Raw genomic sequence first — 18,742 nt, 5'->3', positions numbered from 1 at the left:
CGCTGAATAAAGACAAACATTACTGGGGAACCCTTAGTCCACAGGGAGAGAGTGAAACACGTTTTAACCTGAAATCTGCTGCATCGCCTGCAAAATACGCTTATCCGAGATCGGATACGGCGTACCCAGTTGCTGAGCGAAGAAGCTAACGCGTAATTCCTCAATCATCCAGCGGATCGCCTGAACGTCTTCATCGTCACGGCGGGCTGGCGGCAGTTTGTTGAGCCACTGCTGCCAGGCCTGCTGTACGCTTTCCACTTTCAGCATTTGCGCGCGGTCGCGATGCGGATCCACTGCCAGCTTCTCAAGGCGTTTTTCAATCGCCAGCAGATAGCGCAGCGTGTCTCCCAGACGCTTAAAGCCGTTGCCCGTAACAAAACCACGGTACACCAGCCCCGCCATCTGAGCTTTTACGTCCGACAACCCCAGTGCCATAGTCATATCCACGCGCCCTTTCAGGCGTTTGTTGATATTGAACACGGCCGTCAGGATCTGCTCTACCTGTTTGGCGATGTCGACCACGGTGTCATTCAACTCTGCGCGCACTTTATCGTGCAGTTTCGCAAACGCCTCTTCCGTCCACACCGGGCCGCCCGCCTCGTCGATAAGCTTGTCCACACCGCAGGAGATGCAGTCGTCAATCAGATCCAGCACCTTACCGTATGGGTTAAAGTAGAGCCCCAGCTTGGCTTTGTTCGGCAGTTTTTCGTGCAGATACTTAATCGGCGACGGAATGTTTAACAGCAGCAGGCGGCGTAAACCACGCCACATCATTTGCTGCTGCTCAAGCGGATTATCAAACAGCTTAATCGCGACACTGTCACGTTCATCCACCAGCGCAGGCCAGGCCTTCACCTTGTAATTTCCGCGTTTCTGCTCGTAGCTTTCCGGCAGTTGACCAAAGCTCCAGATATGCAGCCCGCTCTGCTCGATACCGTCATCGGCTACGGCAGACAGGGTTTCCTGCACCTTGCCTTTGAGCGCATCTTTCAGCTCCGTCAGGGAACGCCCTTCCTGAAGCTTTTTGTTTTTATCGTCCACCACGCGGAAGCTGATTTTCAGGTGATCGGGCACCTGATCCCAGTTCCAGTCGTCGCGGTCGATGGTCGTGCCGGTCATACGTCGGAATTCACGTTCCAGCGATTCCAGCAGCGGCAGCTCAAGCGGCGTAACACGGCCCAAAAATGCCTCGGCATAGTTCGGTGCCGGAACAAAATTACGGCGCACCGGTTTTGGCAGCGACTTAATCAGGGCAATCACCAGCTCACGACGCAGGCCGGGGATCTGCCACTCAAAACCACTTTCATCCACCTGGTTTAACAGCGGCAGCGGGATATGTACCGTCACACCGTCGGCGTCCGCCCCTGGCTCAAACTGGTAGGTCAAACGCAGTTTCAGGTTGCCCTGATGCCAGAAGTTCGGATAGTCCAGCTTGCTGACCGACTCCGCCCCTTCTTTGATCAACATGCTCTTTTCAAAGTTGAGCAGGTCTGGCGTCTCTTTACTGGCTTTCTTCCACCAGCTGTCGAAGTGACGCGCAGAAATCACGTCGTGGCTGATGCGCTGGTCATAAAATTCGAACAACGCATCGTCATCCACCAGAATGTCGCGGCGGCGGGATTTATGTTCAAGCTCTTCCACTTCAGCGCGCAGTTTCAGGTTGTCGCGGAAGAACGCGTGGCGCGTCTGCCAGTCGCCTTCAACCAGCGCATGACGAATAAACAGCTCGCGGCACAGCGCCGGGTCAATCTGGCTGTAGTTAACCTTACGTGCCGCCACGACCGGCAGGCCATAAACGGTCACTTTTTCGGTCGCCATGACCGCGCCCTGCGCGCGCTCCCAGTGCGGTTCGCTGTAGGAGCGCTTCAGCAGGTGCTGGGCAACCGGCTCAACCCATTCTGGATCGATGCGAGCAGCAATACGCCCCCACAGGCGGCTGGTTTCCACCAGTTCGGCCACCATGGTCCACTTCGGCGGTTTTTTGAATAAACCCGAGCCAGGGAAGATGGAGAAACGGGCGTTACGCGCACCGGTAAATTCCTGCTTATCGGCGTCTTTCATCCCGATATGGGACAGCAGGCCCGTCAGCAGTGAAATATGAATTTCGCGGTACTCAGCCGGCTCGCTGTTCACCGGGATACCCAGCTCTTTCACCACCTGGCGCAGCTGGGTGTAGATATCCTGCCACTCACGTACGCGCAGATAGTTAAGGAAATCAACCCGGCACTGACGACGGAACTGATTAGATGACAGTGCTTTCTGTTGCTCGCCCAGATAGTTCCACAGGTTCACAAAGGCGAGGAAATCAGACTCTTTGTCGTGGAAACGGCGGTGTTTCTCATCGGATGCCTGCTGCTTATCCATCGGACGCTCGCGCGGATCCTGAATGGAGAGCGCCGAGGTGATAATCATCGCTTCACGCACGCAGCCATGTTTTTGCGCTTCCAGCACCATACGTGCCAGGCGCGGGTCAACAGGCAACTGGCTGAGCTGACGCCCCTGCGGGGTCAGTTTATACGCCGTAGCCTGTTCGTCAGTGGTGATGGCACCTAACTCTTCCAGCAGGCGCACGCCGTCCTGAATGTTGCGTTTATCCGGCGCTTCCACAAACGGGAACGCGGCAATATCGCCCAGCCCTAACGCGGTCATTTGGAGAATGACGGACGCCAGGTTGGTACGCAGGATCTCCGGGTCGGTAAACTCCGGGCGCGAGAGGAAATCGTCTTCAGAATAAAGACGAATACAGATCCCTTCCGATACACGGCCGCAACGCCCTTTACGCTGATTCGCAGAGGCCTGGGAAACCGGTTCAATCGGCAGGCGCTGCACTTTCGTGCGGTAGCTGTAGCGACTGATACGCGCCGTACCCGGGTCGATAACGTATTTAATGCCAGGCACGGTCAGTGACGTTTCCGCCACGTTGGTTGCCAGCACGATGCGACGCCCGCTGTGGGCCTGGAATACGCGGTTTTGCTCGCTGTTCGACAGACGGGCATACAGCGGCAGGATCTCGGTGTGGCGCAGGTCACGCTTGCTTAGCGCGTCGGCGGTATCACGGATTTCGCGCTCGCCGCTCATAAAGATCAGGATATCGCCCGCGCTTTCGTTCCCCAGCTCATCGACGGCATCGAAAATAGCCTGCAACTGGTCGCGTTCGGTATCATCCGCCTCTTCAACAATCGGGCGATAACGCACTTCCACCGGGAAAGTACGGCCAGAGACTTCGATAATCGGCGCATTGTTGAAATGCTTCGAGAAACGTTCCGGATCGATGGTCGCGGAAGTAATGATGATTTTCAGATCCGGGCGGCGCGGCAGCAACTCTTTCAGATAACCGAGCAGGAAGTCGATATTCAGGCTGCGTTCATGCGCTTCATCGATGATGATGGTGTCGTACTGCATCAGCAGACGATCCTGCTGGATTTCCGCCAGCAGAATACCGTCAGTCATCAGCTTCACCATGGTGTTGTCGCTGACGTGATCGCTGAATCGCACCTTGTAACCGATGCAACCGCCCGGCTCCGTTTGCAGCTCTTCGGCAATACGGTTCGCCACGGTACGCGCCGCCAGACGACGCGGCTGCGTATGGCCAATCAGCCCTTTCACCCCACGCCCCAGCTCCATACAGATTTTTGGCAGCTGCGTGGTTTTCCCTGAACCCGTTTCCCCGGCGACGATCACGACCTGATTGTCACGGACAGCGTTGAGGATGTCCTGTTTCTTCTGGCTGACAGGGAGGTTTTCCGGGTATGTGATCCCCGGACGCGCGGCTTCACGCAGCACAACTTTCCCTGCGGCCTGTTCAATCTCTTGCGCCATCTCCTGGTAAATGGCCTGCTGTGCATCAGGATTTTTAACCTTCTTCACGCCATGCAGACGGCGGGCAAAACGCTGTTTGTCCCGCAGCATCAGGGAATCGAGCTGTTGCAGGAGCATCGGGAAGGATAATTTTTGTTGTTCTGTCATAGCGTTAACGGGCAGTGCTCTGCCTGGTAAAATCTCATTTTAATGATTGGTATAGATTACCACATCGCGGCTTTGGTCGCCTTATTCAAAAAAATCGAACATAGGATTCGATATATTGCGCTATCCCTGCGACAGGATTGTGAATAGAGTGTCAACAAGCAACGGGGCAACCCCCTTCAATCAAATGCACAACAGGAATCACCCATGAGCAAAGTATTAGTTTTGAAATCCAGTATTCTGGCAGGGTACTCTCAGTCTGGTCAGCTGTCCGACTATTTCGTTGAACAGTGGCGTGAACAGCATTCCGCTGACGAAATCACCGTGCGTGACCTGGCGGCTAACCCGATCCCTGTGCTGGACGGTGAACTGGTTGGCGCACTGCGTCCGAGCGATGCTCAGTTGACTCCACGTCAGCAGGAAGCGCTGGCGCTGTCTGATGAGCTGATTGCTGAACTGCAAGCTCACGACGTTATCGTGATCAACGCCCCAATGTACAACTTCAACATCCCAACCCAGCTGAAGAACTACTTCGACCTGGTGGCGCGTGCTGGCGTAACCTTCCGTTACACCGAAAAAGGCCCTGAAGGTCTGGTGAAAGGCAAACGTGCGGTTGTGCTGACCAGCCGTGGTGGTATCCATAAAGATACCGCAACTGACCTGGTGACCCCATACCTGAGCGTTTTCCTGGGCTTCATCGGTATCACCGACGTGAACTTCGTGTTCGCTGAAGGTATCGCTTACGGTCCGGAAGTGGCGACCAAAGCACAGTCTGACGCGAAAGCCGCCATCGACGGTTTCGTAGCAGCATAAGATTTAGCCCTCTCACCGCCAGGTGGGAGGGTTTTTATTTTCCCCCGTATTTCGCTATCATCCGCTCCCACTCTTAAGCCGGGTAGCCTGATGTCTGTCATTGTCGATAATTTTATAGCGCCACCTTGTCTCGATGAGATAGAGATCCTCTGGCAGGACGAGCACATTGTACTTATCAATAAACCTCCCGGTTTGCTTAGCCTTTCAGGTAAAAATCCGCAGAACCTCGATTCCGTCCATTACCGGCTGGTAAAAATTTTCCCTGGCTGCACGCTGGTGCATCGCCTGGATTTCGGCACATCAGGATTAATGGTGATCGCCCGCAATAAAGCCATCAACGCGGCGCTTTGCAACCAGTTCAGCCAGCGTGCCGTCAGCAAGGTGTATACCGCCCTGCTTTGCGGGCATATGGAAGACGATGAAGGGGTAATCGATGCGCCGATTGCCAAAGATCCGGCGCTGTTCCCACTGATGTCGATTTGCGCTGTCACCGGCAAACCGGCCCGCTCCCGATATCGGGTTATCGCGCGTTTTTATCAGGGTACGGAACTGCCGTTAACGCGGGTTGAGCTTATCCCGGAAACCGGGCGCACCCACCAGCTGCGCATTCACTGCCAGCAGACAGGACACCCTATTTTAGGCTGTGATTTGTACGGAGGACTTACATTGCCAGGCACTGAAAGTACCGCGAGGCTGATGCTACACGCCAGTGGACTGGATTTTGTTCATCCGGTCACCGGGGAATTGATAAAGGCGCGTAACGCCAGCCCGTTTTAGATAAGGCTTACCACATCAAATCGTCAGGGACTTTGAAATCTGCATACGGATCGTCTTCATCTTCCGCTTCCTGACTCAACGCGCTGTTCAGCACAATGCTGTCCGCATCACGCTGGGCAATTTTATCGGCGACAACCGCCGGGATAATCGCGTATTCACAGTCACCGTTGGCGTTGATCACCAGGCGCGCAATGGCGAGGCGGCCGTTAATCAGCTGCGCCTGGGTTTGCTTATCCACCTCAATCTTTTTGATCAGATTGCCGTCGGTAAAGTTAAAGGTGATATTGCCTCTTGAGACTGAAATTCGGTTCATTTCAATCAACTGCTTGACCTGAGCTTTAAACTCTTTCGCTAAAACAGCCTGTTTCTGCTGCTCGCTCAACTGCTTATCACGCTCGATCTGCGCTTTTTTGTTCTCTTCTACCGCTTCTCTCGCCTCGCGAGCCTGAACGCGTGATTTTTTTGCCGTGCGCTGGACTTTGGCCATTTTCTTGCTGGTCACTAAGCCCGCTTTCAGCATCTGCTCTTGTAAGGTGAGTTTTGTCATGTTCGTTTCTAAACCGGTTGGAGAATTTCGGGAGATTATACAGGGGATCGGTCAGCGAGTGCCACGTCGGAGGCGTTGATCGGAGGCGTGGATGGCCAAAAACCGGCCAGCAGAACTTGTTCAGGAGATCACAGCAAATGAAAAATCATCAATAATGCACCATATATCACTGCAGTGCTAAGCAGACACATTAAACATGTCCCCAGAACTTTTTGGTTTTTTAAATAAGATTGCTGATCCAGCTTCTCTCTTATCGTTCCTTTTCCAGCTTTATGATTCATTCCGTTATTCATAGCCTGCTTCAACAATAGTTTAAGAGGAACATAAAACACACCAGACCCCACGCGTTATCACACTCTGTTAAACAGCATGATAATATATTTTTGAATTGTTAAAAGTTAATTCTGGTGATATTTTTATACGTTTAAATAAGCCAGTCAAAAAAGACAATCCAAATAAATGACGTCTCCAGCGATCCATTAACCACATAAACAACAACACCTGTCACTTAATTCCAGTGTAAAAAACTGGTGCGCTCACTCGTCAAAAATCTTAACCCCAGGTTATTACTTAAGCGGTGTGATTTTCACGCCTGACGATCTGCAAAAGAGACAACGTGCGCAGGCTGGCATCACGCTTATTCTCCTTCTTTCCATTCTGGGATATATTATGAACCCCACTCTTTTTAGCAGGTAACATTGGCAATGGCTTTGATCCCCAAAAACTACGCGCGGCTGGAAAGCGGCTATCGTGAAAAAGCGCTTAAAATCTACCCTTGGGTATGCGGGCGTTGTTCGCGGGAGTTTGTCTATTCAAACCTGCGCGAACTGACGGTGCACCACATCGATCACGACCATACCAACAATCCAGAAGACGGCAGTAACTGGGAGCTGTTGTGTCTGTTTTGCCACGACCACGAACACTCTAAGTACACCGAAGCTGACCAGTACGGCACCACCGTTGTGGCGGGTGAAGACGCGCAAAAAGATGTCGGCGAGGCAACCTATAATCCCTTCGCTGATTTAAAGGCGATGCTCAATAAGAAAAAATAATATCGCGTGTTGCGTTCGTCGGCCCATCCTGGGGGGAGAGGAAAATAGAACTCCCTGCCGGGCCGTTCCGGTAGCCACATCCCGTTGGTGCAGCCAGCTCAACGGGACGAGATCCCGCATTATCCCGCCTCAATACTGCTTTACCTTCATACTTTTTAAATAATTGAATAATCCCCTCAGCGAAAGTTTAAAGGCGGCATGTTTTTTGTTTGTGCTATCTCGACATCCCTCAGACCATGGTCTAATGTGATGAATAGTAGAATTTTATTGTAGCTGTGGATGCTTCTCGTGCGTTTTGGGTTGGTTGGAAAAAAACATATCGATGTTTAATTAACGCCATTAAACGAGTAAAAAAAGACAGATAACAATATGAAAATTTATAACTCACGCTATAGTAAGTTGATAAAACTACTGGATTTTTTTACGGTCAACATTCTGGTTTTTACCTATTTAACGTATTTTTATACTGACCCCACCACGGCCAGCGCGCTGCTGGGCATCATCTTTTCATTGGTATTTATTCGTATTAATGAATATTTTCATCTTTACACCGGAGAACTGAAAGGTCGTTATTTTACTAAGTCACTGGCTCTCATTTTAAGCGTCTCCCTGAGCAGTATTGTCTCGTTTTTATTTTTCGCAATTGCCGAAAAACTTATCAATAAGCAACCCGTGGAGAATTTTATCCTGCTGGCCGAGAGTCTGGCAAAATGTTCGGTGTTTATATTTTTAATTGTATTCCTGGTCCGTGTAATCAGTTCTTATTATCTCTTTAACTCGCCGTTACGCGTTGCGATCCTTGGCATTACACCAGCGGGCCTGGCCATTAAAAACGCGCTACAAAAAGAGTATTCGCAGCGTGGCTTCACCATTACCTATTTTGAAGACCGCAACAACCAGCGCGAAAGCGCGCTTACCGGCATCGAACGTCACGGCACCCGCAGCGATCTGCTGGCTCTGGCGAAAGCAGGCGAAATCGACGAAATTTATATTGCGCTGCCCATGGTCGCCCGCCAGCGCATCAAGCAGTTTCTCAACGAATTCTCGGACACGACCGTGGATGTGTTTCTGGTGCCGGATCTGTTCTCATACAGCCCGCATATTTCCCAGCTACGCATGTTCGGTAACCTGCAAACCATCAGTATCTTCACCTCCCCGTTTGACGGCGAAGGGGCCATCATCAAGTACATCGAAGATATGATCCTTGGGTTCTTCTTTACCCTGATCAGCCTGCCGGTCATGATCCTGGTGGCTATTGGTATCAAAGTCACCTCCCCCGGCCCGATTCTGTTTAAACAGACCCGCTATGGCCTGAACGGTAAGCAAATCGAGGTGTGGAAATTCAGAACCATGCGGGTAATGGAGAATAGCACCATCGTGACGCAGGCAACCCGCAACGATCCGCGAATTACCCGGTTTGGTGCATTTTTACGTAAAACCTCACTCGATGAGCTACCACAGTTTTTCAACGTCCTTCAGGGACGGATGTCGATTGTCGGCCCACGCCCGCACGCGGTGGCGCATAACGAGCAGTATCGCGTACTGGTCGAAAACTACATGATTCGCCATAAGGTAAAACCGGGGATAACAGGGCTGGCGCAAATCAACGGTTTCCGTGGCGAAACCGATACGCTGGATAAAATGGCAAAGCGCATTCAGTTCGACCTGGACTATATCCAGTCGTGGTCGCTGTTCCTCGATCTTAAAATCATAATTTTGACCTTCTTACGGGGCTTTGTGGGAAAAAATGCGTTCTAGGTTCGCTATCCTGGCCGGTCTGCTCTCTGTGCCTTACGCACATGCCGACCTCCAGGCAAAACCGCACACCGGTATCGCTGGCATCGATTTCGAGAGCCAGTTGGGCTATGACATTGGCTACGATGATAACGTGACCTGGCAGCACGACAGCCAGGATGCCATAGGCTCAAGCTACCAGAACATTAAACCTGTTGTGAAAGCGATGGGCGAACGCCAGGACGATCGGTACTTGCTGATGTACTCCGGTGATTATCGTTACTACGACAACGATAGTGCGGATAATCGCAACAACCATTATTTCATGTTCAACGGGAGCTGGCGCTTTGGTGACATGCATGGACTGGCGCTTGACCTGGAAGAAACGCTGAGTCATGAAGAGCGCGGACGCGATACCACCGAAGGCTTTTTGCCCGCTCAATTTAAAGAATTTGGCATCGATAAGCCTATCGGCACCCGCTTTTTCAACAGCGAGTTACGCTACAGCTACGGTGCGCCAGAGGGTCGCGGGAAGGCAGAACTTGCGCTACAGCATAAGCAACTGCGTTTTCGCGATATCAACAGCATCAAAGATGCCAGTGATGACTTCGGCTACTACATGCGCGATCAGGAGTGGCATGAAGACAGCCTGGTGGCCGACGTGTTCGACCAGAAAGCAAAAACGCTCCGCTACCGCTACAGCTTTATTACTAATCAGCGGCGTTACGAGCTCAATGAGCTGAAAGACAGCAATGAATATTACCTGCTGTTCGGTATGAAAAACCGGCTGACGGGGAAAACGGAGATCAACGCTAACATTGCCTGGCTGTACAAAGAGTTTAACCATAACCCGAATTCGCAGGGTTTTAACGGCCTGAACTGGGATATTACCGCTGACTGGGCGCCGCTCGAGCAAGTTAACGTTAACCTGCACAGCTCGCAGCGAATTAAAGACCCAACCGATTCTGGCGGATATATTCTGGTATCGACGACAGGCATTGGTTACGAACATCACTGGGTGGTGGATCGTTTTTCAACCTTGATCGATTATTCCTATATTACCGAAGACTATAAGCACCAGAGTGATAAGCGAAAAGATACGTCAAACCTGGTGTCGTTGACCTTTAACTATGATTTTCGTCCATCCATTAACTTTAAGCTGAAGCTGCAATGGAACACCATGCACTCCAATAAAGATACGGATACTTTTTATATTGGCCCGGACTACACACATGCAGTTGACCGCACCCTGGGCTATGACGATTCGGCCATTATTTTTATGACGCAGGTACAAATATGACCTTTTTAAACAGGAATCTGGCGATGCTTCCGCTGCTGGCGCTGCTGCTGGCGGGATGCTCAACCCCGCAGCAGACCATCAAAACACAGCCGAATACCGTTTACCTGCTGGACCATGGCGATGAAGTCAATATTAACGTTTCCGGCGAGCAGGATATGTCCATGCGGGTAAAAATCGATAACAGCGGCAACATTAATTACCCGTTTATTGGCGTGATGCAACTTAAAGGCAAGTCTCCTGAACAGGTCAGTAAAGAGATTGCTGATAAGCTGCGCGGTAACTACCTGAAAAATCCGATGGTCACCGTAAGCGTCGCCGAATACCGCAAAGTGTACCTGTTGGGTGAAGTGAAAAAACCGGATGGCTACGCCTGGGAGCCAGGCTTAACGGCGGAAAAAGCCATTGCGCTGGCGGGTGGTTTTACCGATCGCGCTGATCGAAAGGATATTCAAGTTAGACAGTCTGGCAGCGGGCAGCTGCTGAACAACGTCGCCGCAGACTCCGCCATCCAGGCTGGAGATACCATCATTATTGGCATGAGCTTCTTCTAATATGGCAATTTCACTGGTAGAAAACGGAAAAAAGAAAGAAGGCTTTATCGACTTCACGCCTTATTTCAACAAAATTAAGCACAAGCTTATCTGGTGCCTGGTGGTGGTGATCGTTGCCGCCGTCGCGGCATTTATGTTGACTCGCTTAATGTCCTCGAGCTATACGGCGACGGCAACCGTACTGTTTAAAGCGCAGTCATCGGATATCACTACCCTGCCACGCCTGGATAATTACGACTCCACGCGCAACGATTACTACGAAACCAAATATGCATTAATGGGTTCGCGCGTGGTACTCGATGCCGCGGTACGTCAATTAAAGCTGTATGAGGATCCCGAGTTTAACGAGGGCGATAAACAGGATGAAGCCGGGCGCATTGATAACGCGGTGCAGGCGCTACAAAAGAAACTGACTATTTCTGGCGTGCGATCCACCCAACTGGTTTCCGTTTCCGTGGAAGCCAAATCAGCGCAAAAAGCCGCGGATATCGCCAACGGCGTTGCCCAGGCCTTTATTGATTACAGTTTGCAGCAGAAAAAAAACGCCCTGCTTCAGGCGCAAAGCGCGAACGAAAAAATAAAGGACGATCTGAAAAGCCAAATGGATCAGCAAAAGGCAGCTATCGATACCTTCCTCAGGCAAAATGGGTTGCTGACTTTCCGCGGCGTGGATGGTTATGAAACCGAACGCATGGGGATCGCGATAAACCGCCTGGCCGATGCAACCCAGCGCCGCCTGAAAGCACAGACCGAGTGGGACAAAGTCCGCCAGCAGCAAGGCAAACCGATTGAGCAGATTATCTCTCTGCCCGAAATATCTGGTCATCCACAGATTCAGGATCTGCGCATTGCCATGATCCAGACGCGCCGTGAGCTTTCCGATGCGGCGGAACACTATGGGCCGCAGCATCCGAAGTATCTCCAGGCCCAGGCGCAAATGAAGGCGGTGAGCGCCCAGCTCGGTCAGGTGTTGGGTGAGCTGTCAAACGGCCTGCGCCAGCAGTATCAAATCGCGCTCGACGATGAGCAGCACTATCAGCAAATGCTCGACGAGCAAAAAGCAAACTTCCAGGCCCTCGGTGCCAGGCGTGATCAGTACAACACCATGACCACCGCGCTGAACAAAACCGAAGAGCTGTATAAGTCGCTGTACCAGCGCGCCAGTGAGCAAAAGCTGTCGGAGAATCTCTCGATGCCGGATGAGGTGATTTACGATGCTGCCGTTCCACCGGATCGCCCGTCAAAACCACAGCGCGGCCTGCTTATTGTGATGGTTACCCTGATGGCGCTGGCGCTGTACATCATGTACCTGATCGTCAGTACCGCGATGGACAAAACCGTGAATAGCCTCAGCGAACTGAAAGCGAAAGCCGCTCTCGACGCCAGCGGTGAATTCCCGCAGCTGCAGAATGTGGAAAGTGCGAAACAGATTTTCCACAACGTCCAGTATGCCGACATGATCCACAGCCTGCGCCTGGCGTTGCTTAATCGCCGGGATAAGCCGGCGACCATTCTGGTGACCTCGGTCCAGCCCCGGTTCGGCAGCTCACTTATCGCCGAACTGCTGGCCAGCTCCGCCAGTAAGGCACGTAAAACGCTGCTTATCGATCTCGATTATCTGGCCTCTAAAGGGTTATCCGCGAAATATCCGCAGCAGAAACTGGGCTTCAGCCAGTTACTGAACGGCACCGCCACCGCAGAACAGGCGATCGTTAAACTGGATGACCAGCTGGACTTCCTGGCGCGCGGCGAGCTGAACGACTCTTCCTTGCTGCTGCTGACGTCCGAACGTTTACCTGCCCTGCTGGCAACGCTGCACCAGACGTACGATACGCTGGTTATTGATACGCCTGCACTGAGCCTGGCGCAGGATAGCCTGCTGCTGGCGGCGCAGAGCGACATTAACCTGCTGGTGGTAAAAGCTGGCGAGCAGGCGGCGCGTGTTCGTGAGGCGGTGCTTCGTTTTAAACGCGCTGGTGATGCACCGGTCACGCTCCTGCTCAACCAGGTGAAAGAAGAGAACCTGGAAACGCAGGAAGGGAAACGTCTGCTCGATCGTGAAATGCACGAACTTATTTCACCGAAATAGCGATTATGAATCTCATCAGGAGCATTTCATCCATCGCCAGTTCGTCAGTGCTTTCGCAGCTGATCGGCGCCTTTTCGGTCTGGCTTATCTCGCATCGTTACGGGATGGCGGAGGTCGGCCATTACGCCATGATCTACAGCAATGTGCTGATCGGCGCGCAGGTGTGCATGTTTGCCTCCCAGCTGCTGATCCCCCGTCAGGAGGATCACCAGTTAGGGCAAAACGTGGTGTTTTGTGTGTTACAGAGCCTGGTGATGGCTATCCCCTGGGCGGTGATCACCGGGCTTATCTTTAACCTGAATATTGCCTTTCTCTATTTGCTGACTTTCGGCTATGCGCTGGTACTGGTTGCCGAAAACCTGTCGCTGCGCGGCGGGAATTACCCGTTCCTGACCTTCCAGCGTATCGCCGTGTCGCTGGTTGTGGCTGTCGCCCTGCTGGTGATGCCCAACCCGATGCTGTTCTATCTGGCGTGGATGGCCGGCATTTTGTTGCTGATAAGTGGCTGTCTGATCCGCCTGTTTGACTTCCGCAGCCTGACGCTGAGCAACTTTTCACTGAGCACTAACGCCCGCTTCTTGCGCGAACACTGGCAGCATATCAGCCGCGTTGGCAGCGCCGAGGTACTGGCGATGGCCAGCAACAACCTGCCGACCATGCTGATTAACATCTGGTTCTCGCCGCTGGTCGCCGGGTATTTCTCGGTGGTCAGCCGTTTCTGTTTATCGCCGGTGATGATCATTGGCAACGCGGTGCGTAACTCCATTTTCTCTAAATGGTCGATGGATTTTCGTCACAACACCTTTAACTACCCGGAATATAAAAAGGTGCGCCTGATGCTGATGGGGGCATCGGTGGTGTGTATTCTCGGCATCTGGATTTTCTATCCGCTGGTGATGCGTCTGGGCTTTAGCCAGGAGTGGCTGAACTCGATCCCGACGTCGCGCTATATGCTGCCCTATCTGTTTGCTGCACTGGCGGTCAGCCCGTTGACGGTCATTGAGCTGATTTTCGGCTCCCGGCGCTACTTCCTGCGCATCCAGATTGAGCAGATGCTGATTATTGCCATCGCCTTTATCGCCCTGCCGAAATTTGGCGTGGGCTATCAAATCGCGCTGTTGACCTTCTCGGTGCTGACCAGCGTGCGCTACCTGTTCATTCTCATCAAAATGAACCAGCGGGCAAAATCACTCTGGGTACAGGAGCAGAAAATATGCAGCTAAATACCGGCCGCTACCTTGAAGCCTATGCTCTGATAACTCTGGTTTTCTGCGGCACGGTCCAGTACTTCACCGGCGTGGCGGCGATCCTGTGGCTGCCCTTCTTTATGGTGCTGGTCATGGCGGTATTACTGCTGATGCAAAACCGTCCGCAGCCGTTGACGCTCACCGGGCGCGAAAAGGTGATACTGGCGCTGTACCTGACGTTTATTTTCCTCGGACTTGTCTCTACGGTGCTGCAATCGGGCATCGTGACCACCATCGTCGGTTTTAAAAACGAGCTGGCGCTGTCGTTGCTGATGCTTTGTATGTTACTTGGCATGGTTCGCGAATCGCAGCTGCACAGGCTGACTCAGCTGTTCTACTGGATCTTCTACGTGCAGATCCCGGTCGCGATTTATCAGGTGATTTTTGTCGTTCCCCAGCGCGTGGCGCTTCGTGGTGAGGATGAGAAGTGGGATTCGGTGGTCGGCACGTTCGGCGGCGACCCGATGGGCGGCGGCAACACCGCGGCAATGGGATCGTTCTGCCTGCTGATCATGCTACTGAAGCTATCGGAGTATAAGCACGGGATCTGCTCGTTAAAATCGCTGGTGATCCACATTGCGCTGGGCTTCTTCCTTTGCGTGGTCGGCGAAGTGAAATTCATTATCCTGCTGTCGCCCTTCCTGCTGGCGCTGCTGTGGATCCTGCCCGGCTATGTGCGTGGGGTCAGTGCCGTCAGCCTGCGCTCGCTGCTGATTATCGCCGTTGGGATGACGCTGTTAATTTTTATCGCCATTACCGTTCTGGCATCGAATTATTCAGCGGCCTTTGGCGGGGATCCTACCCGCAGCGCGCTTTCGGTGTTTATTGATTCACTGAGTTATATTTTTGATGCCAACTACATCATGCCGAGCGGCGAGCTGGGGCGCTTCACCACCGTCTTCTTCTGGCTCCAGCATAACGATCTTTTCGGCCCGGGTGGGATGCTGTTCGGCTACGGTCTTAACGCCACGAACAGCGGCAGTACAGTTTCACCGGGGTATATCGGCGCCTGGTATCACCTGATCCTCGACTCCACAGCCTTAAGCATGTTGCTGTGGGAAGTGGGCATTATTGGCATCATTCTGTTTATCTGCATGATTGGCGCCGTGCTCGTGGCGACGCGGCCAAAAGAGACCTTTTCCCGTCAGGAGCTTAATCGTGAAGATCTCCAGTTGCTCAGCTCGGCACCGGCGTACTATGTCTTTGTCATCGGCTGCCTGCTCAGCCTGCCGTACAGCCAGATCCTGATGATTGTCCCCATGTTACAGTTTTTATTATGGGTGGCCCTCGGGGCGCTTATCGTCATCCACCGTACTATCCGTCTGAACTCCGGTAACGAACATGAATAAAACACCCTCTATTACCGTCAGCATTAAGACCCTGAATGAAGCGCAGGGCATTGAGAAAACGATCGACAGCGTCCGCAAGCAACTGCAACCCTATCCGCATCAAATCATTGTTGCCGACAGCCTCTCGACAGATAACACGAGGGATCTCGCGTTAGGTAAAGACGTGATGGTGGTGTGCCTGGATAACATCAGCGATCGCAGTTGCGGTATCGGCCACCAGCTCGGCTGGCTGTATAGTGAAGGCGATTACCTGCTGCTGCTGGATGGCGATATGGAGCTTGAACCGGGCTTTCTTGATACCGCTGTCGAATTTCTGGAAACCCATCCTGAATACGCAGGAGTGGCCGGTAGCGTTGAGATGGATGATGCCTCTAACTACGAGTTCAAATCACGCAAGCAGCGCCTGCACCTGATTTACCCGCACGGCGATACTGACCATTTAGGCGGAGGCGGACTGTATCGCCGTTCAGCCATCGAAAAAGTCGGCTACCTGACCAACCTGAACCTGCACGCCTACGAAGAGGCCGAGCTGGGCATCCGCCTGGGAGCAGCTGGCTACAAGCTGCACCGCCTGGATGTGCCCTATTTTAGCCACACGTCCTACACCATGCCGACTTTCAAAATGCTGATCTACCGCTGGAAGAACCGTTTCCTGTGTGCGCCAGGTGAACTGCTGCGCGGCTGCTGGGGCAAAGCCCATTTCCCGGCTGCGCTGCGCATTGTGCGTAATGAGCTGGTTTTCACCCTGTACCTGCTGATTTTGCTGGTCTGTCTGCTGACTTTTAACGCCAGGGTTATCGCCATTGCGCTGTTGCCACTGCTGGCGTTTATCGCTCTGAAAACAGCCAAAAACCGATCCCTTCGCGACGGCGTGCAGAGCGTTATCAACTTATTTATGTTTTCAGCGGGGATGTTGCGCGGGATGGCTCGTGCAGTCCGTGACCCGATGCAACGCCCGGCGGTGACCGTGTTTAATCCAAAGCATATCGATACTGAAAATGAAAATTCTCTTCGTTAACAAGTTCTTCTTTATCAAAGGAGGCGCGGAAACTGTTTATTTCCAGGAGCGGGATGCCATGCTGCGATCCGGCTACCAGGTCGTCGACTTCAGCATGAAGCACGTGGAAAATAAACCGTCGCCGTGGGAAGAATTTTTCGTCCAGAATGTCGATTACCATGACAGTCACGGTGTGATGGGCCGGGTCAGGGCCGGGGTGGATTTTATCTATAATTCGCAGGCCTGTGCGAAGCTCAACACGTTGCTGCTGCGCGAGCGGCCGGATATTGTGCATTTTCATAATATCTATCATCAGATAACGCCCGCCGTCATTGGCGTGGCTAAGCGCTTTGGCTGTAAAACGGTACTGACCGCACACGATTACAAAATCGTCTGCCCCTCCTACACCATGCTGCGCGACGGCCACGTCTGCGAAGAGTGCCTGACCGGGTCAGTCATCAACGCGTTCCGCCATCGCTGCCAGCAAGGCGATACCTTTAAAAGCCTGCTGCTGTCGCTGGAAGCCTACTGGCAGAAGTTCGCCAGAAACTACGCCATGCTCGATTGCATCATCGCGCCGAGCGAATTTATGCGCCAGACGCTGCTGCGTAAGCTTCCCCACACCCGCATCGACGTTATCGTTAACGGTATTGACGCCAGCACCACCGTGCCTGGCGACTCGGCGGGCGACTATTTCCTCTATATCGGCCGCCTGAGCCGGGAAAAAGGCGTGTCGACCCTTGCCCAGGCGCAGCAGAAAATGACCCAGAAAATGCCGCTGAAAATCGTCGGCGATGGCCCGCTTGGTAAAGATCTGCGCGCCCGCTTCAGTGGCCCGGAATTCCTCGGGTATATGAAACACGGCGAGGCGCTGAACAACCTCATTCGCGAGGCCCGTGCGGTCATTGTCCCTTCCGAATATTACGAAAACTGCTCAATGTCGGTACTGGAAGCCATGGCCTTTGGCCGCCCGGTGATCGGCGGCAACATTGGCGGTATTCCGGAACAGATCCGTGACAACGTCGATGGTTATCTGGTGGAGCCTGGCAATAGCGACGCGCTTGCTCAGCTGATGGACCAACTGGCAGCGGACCCGCAACGGGCGCGTGACATGGGGATGAGTGCCCGCCAGCGTCTGGAAGAAAAATACGATCTTGCCCGTCATATGCAGGTACTACAGGCGCTTTATCAGCAACTTGTGGGAGTGACAACATGAAAACCAACGTGACGGTGCTGGGCACCCGCGGCATTCCCAATATTCAGGGCGGTGTCGAAACCCACTGCCAGAATCTGTACCCGGAAATCTATCGTCTGGGCAACGCCGAGATCTGCGTGCTGGCCCGGTCGCCGTACGTGAACTATCGCCGCAGTGAATATAAAGGTGTTAAACTCAAGAGCTTATGGGCACCGAAAAGCCGTAAGTTCGAGGCCATCGTGCACTCAACCCTGGCGGCGCTCAGCACCTTATTTGACGGCTCCCGCGTGGTTCATGTTCACGCCATCGGCCCCGGACTGGTGGTGCCGCTGCTGCGCCTGCTGGGGAAACGCGTTGTGTTTACTCATCACGGCCCGGATTATGACCGGCAGAAATGGGGAAAAGTCAGTAAAGGGATGCTGCGGCTGGGCGAAAAATGGGCGGTAACCTACGCCAATGAAGTGATCGTCATATCCGAAGTCATCAACAATCTGATTAAGCGCAAACATGGCCGACATAATGCCCACGTTATCTATAACGGTGTCCGCCAGACCGCGCTGCCATCCGCGGAAGAACAGGCGACGATCCTTCAAAGGCACGCCCTTAAGCCGGGTCAGTATATTGTTGCTGTGGCACGCTTTGTGGAAGAGAAAGGCTTGCACGACCTGATAGCCGCCTATGCTGCGGCGGGTTGTGCGACGCCACTGGTGCTGATTGGCGATGCCGACCACGCCGATGAGTACAGCGAACGGCTAAAGAAACAGGCCTTCAGCACGCCGAACATCTTTATGACCGGTTTTGTTAGCGGCCCGACGCTGCATACGTTGTTCTCACAGGCCGGGTTATTCGTCCTGCCCTCCTACCATGAAGGCTTGCCAATCGCCCTGCTGGAGGCCATGTCGTGGTCGTTGCCGGTCATTGTCAGCGATATTCCGGCCAACCTCGAAATTGGCCTGCCGCGCACGGACTATTTCCCGGTCGGTAATGTTCCGGCCCTGACGCAGAAGCTTCAGCAGTGGGTCGGAGGAGAGAAAGCGGATTACAGCCAGTTTCTGCCAAAGTACCGCTGGCCGGAAATTGCCGCTCAAACCGCTCAAGTGTATCAGCGCCTAACGTAAACGGGTAACA

General features: G+C 53.0%; 14 protein-coding genes. 12 read left to right on the top strand and 2 right to left on the bottom strand.

Annotated elements, in window-relative coordinates:
- Positions 1–63: 63 nt before the first annotated feature.
- Positions 64–3,966, bottom strand: coding sequence for an ATP-dependent RNA helicase HrpA (gene hrpA, locus M987_RS16380; RefSeq protein WP_014070220.1), 3,903 nt, complete (start codon positions 3,964–3,966; stop codon positions 64–66).
- 204 nt (positions 3,967–4,170) lie between these two features.
- Here hrpA and azoR point away from each other — a divergent pair, with 204 nt between their 5' ends.
- A complete protein-coding gene (azoR, locus tag M987_RS16375) occupies positions 4,171–4,776 on the top strand; it encodes an FMN-dependent NADH-azoreductase (RefSeq protein ID WP_014070219.1) in 606 nt (201 codons plus the stop codon).
- Between the two features lie 90 nt (positions 4,777–4,866).
- Complete coding sequence (locus tag M987_RS16370) at positions 4,867–5,553, top strand: RluA family pseudouridine synthase (protein ID WP_014070218.1); 687 nt, start codon at positions 4,867–4,869, stop codon at positions 5,551–5,553.
- Positions 5,554–5,560: 7 nt separating this feature from the next.
- Here the strand turns inward: M987_RS16370 and M987_RS16365 are convergent, their stop codons facing one another.
- Positions 5,561–6,100, bottom strand: coding sequence for a DUF2058 domain-containing protein (locus tag M987_RS16365; protein WP_014070217.1), 540 nt, complete (start codon positions 6,098–6,100; stop codon positions 5,561–5,563).
- A 704-nt stretch (positions 6,101–6,804) separates the two neighbouring features.
- Between M987_RS16365 and yajD the strand changes: the two genes are divergently transcribed.
- From yajD to M987_RS16315, 10 genes are all read left to right on the top strand, one after another.
- A complete protein-coding gene (gene yajD, locus M987_RS16360; RefSeq protein ID WP_014070216.1) occupies positions 6,805–7,152 on the top strand; it encodes an HNH nuclease YajD in 348 nt (115 codons plus the stop codon).
- 369 nt (positions 7,153–7,521) lie between these two features.
- Complete coding sequence (locus M987_RS16355) at positions 7,522–8,910, top strand: undecaprenyl-phosphate glucose phosphotransferase (RefSeq protein ID WP_014070215.1); 1,389 nt, start codon at positions 7,522–7,524, stop codon at positions 8,908–8,910.
- A complete protein-coding gene (locus M987_RS16350) occupies positions 8,900–10,186 on the top strand; it encodes an outer membrane beta-barrel protein (protein ID WP_014070214.1) in 1,287 nt (428 codons plus the stop codon). The genes M987_RS16355 and M987_RS16350 overlap by 11 nt, the downstream gene beginning before the upstream one ends.
- Positions 10,183–10,737 carry a polysaccharide biosynthesis/export family protein gene (locus M987_RS16345; protein ID WP_041162061.1) on the top strand — a complete coding sequence of 185 codons (555 nt, stop codon included), beginning with the start codon at positions 10,183–10,185 and terminating at the stop codon, positions 10,735–10,737. Before M987_RS16350 ends, M987_RS16345 begins: the two co-directional genes overlap by 4 nt.
- A gap of 1 nt (position 10,738) precedes the next feature.
- A complete protein-coding gene (locus M987_RS16340; protein ID WP_014070212.1) occupies positions 10,739–12,826 on the top strand; it encodes a GumC family protein in 2,088 nt (695 codons plus the stop codon).
- Positions 12,827–12,831: 5 nt separating this feature from the next.
- Positions 12,832–14,049 (top strand): lipopolysaccharide biosynthesis protein, encoded by a 1,218-nt coding sequence (locus M987_RS16335; RefSeq protein WP_014070211.1) that lies wholly within the window; start codon positions 12,832–12,834, stop codon positions 14,047–14,049.
- A complete protein-coding gene (locus M987_RS16330) occupies positions 14,040–15,422 on the top strand; it encodes a hypothetical protein (RefSeq protein ID WP_014070210.1) in 1,383 nt (460 codons plus the stop codon). Before M987_RS16335 ends, M987_RS16330 begins: the two co-directional genes overlap by 10 nt.
- On the top strand, positions 15,415–16,440 hold the full coding sequence (locus tag M987_RS16325) for a glycosyltransferase family 2 protein (protein ID WP_014070209.1): 1,026 nt from the start codon (positions 15,415–15,417) through the stop codon (positions 16,438–16,440). The genes M987_RS16330 and M987_RS16325 overlap by 8 nt, the downstream gene beginning before the upstream one ends.
- On the top strand, positions 16,421–17,635 hold the full coding sequence (locus M987_RS16320) for a glycosyltransferase family 4 protein (RefSeq protein ID WP_014070208.1): 1,215 nt from the start codon (positions 16,421–16,423) through the stop codon (positions 17,633–17,635). The genes M987_RS16325 and M987_RS16320 overlap by 20 nt, the downstream gene beginning before the upstream one ends.
- A complete protein-coding gene (locus tag M987_RS16315; protein ID WP_014070207.1) occupies positions 17,632–18,732 on the top strand; it encodes a glycosyltransferase family 4 protein in 1,101 nt (366 codons plus the stop codon). The genes M987_RS16320 and M987_RS16315 overlap by 4 nt, the downstream gene beginning before the upstream one ends.
- Positions 18,733–18,742: the final 10 nt, after the last annotated feature.

This window comes from Enterobacter soli ATCC BAA-2102, assembly GCF_001654845.1.
In the GTDB taxonomy this organism is placed as follows: domain Bacteria; phylum Pseudomonadota; class Gammaproteobacteria; order Enterobacterales; family Enterobacteriaceae; genus Enterobacter; species Enterobacter soli.
Note: the sequence above shows the minus strand (reverse complement) of the source record. Positions and strands in the feature narration are given on the sequence as shown.

Coding starts and splice junctions, on each gene's coding strand:
- hrpA (WP_014070220.1), bottom strand. CDS start 3,966: ATGACAGAACAACAAAAATTATCCTTCCCGATGCTCCTGCAACAGCTC.
- azoR (WP_014070219.1), top strand. CDS start 4,171: ATGAGCAAAGTATTAGTTTTGAAATCCAGTATTCTGGCAGGGTACTCT.
- M987_RS16370 (WP_014070218.1), top strand. CDS start 4,867: ATGTCTGTCATTGTCGATAATTTTATAGCGCCACCTTGTCTCGATGAG.
- M987_RS16365 (WP_014070217.1), bottom strand. CDS start 6,100: ATGACAAAACTCACCTTACAAGAGCAGATGCTGAAAGCGGGCTTAGTG.
- yajD (WP_014070216.1), top strand. CDS start 6,805: ATGGCTTTGATCCCCAAAAACTACGCGCGGCTGGAAAGCGGCTATCGT.
- M987_RS16355 (WP_014070215.1), top strand. CDS start 7,522: ATGAAAATTTATAACTCACGCTATAGTAAGTTGATAAAACTACTGGAT.
- M987_RS16350 (WP_014070214.1), top strand. CDS start 8,900: ATGCGTTCTAGGTTCGCTATCCTGGCCGGTCTGCTCTCTGTGCCTTAC.
- M987_RS16345 (WP_041162061.1), top strand. CDS start 10,183: ATGACCTTTTTAAACAGGAATCTGGCGATGCTTCCGCTGCTGGCGCTG.
- M987_RS16340 (WP_014070212.1), top strand. CDS start 10,739: ATGGCAATTTCACTGGTAGAAAACGGAAAAAAGAAAGAAGGCTTTATC.
- M987_RS16335 (WP_014070211.1), top strand. CDS start 12,832: ATGAATCTCATCAGGAGCATTTCATCCATCGCCAGTTCGTCAGTGCTT.
- M987_RS16330 (WP_014070210.1), top strand. CDS start 14,040: ATGCAGCTAAATACCGGCCGCTACCTTGAAGCCTATGCTCTGATAACT.
- M987_RS16325 (WP_014070209.1), top strand. CDS start 15,415: ATGAATAAAACACCCTCTATTACCGTCAGCATTAAGACCCTGAATGAA.
- M987_RS16320 (WP_014070208.1), top strand. CDS start 16,421: ATGAAAATTCTCTTCGTTAACAAGTTCTTCTTTATCAAAGGAGGCGCG.
- M987_RS16315 (WP_014070207.1), top strand. CDS start 17,632: ATGAAAACCAACGTGACGGTGCTGGGCACCCGCGGCATTCCCAATATT.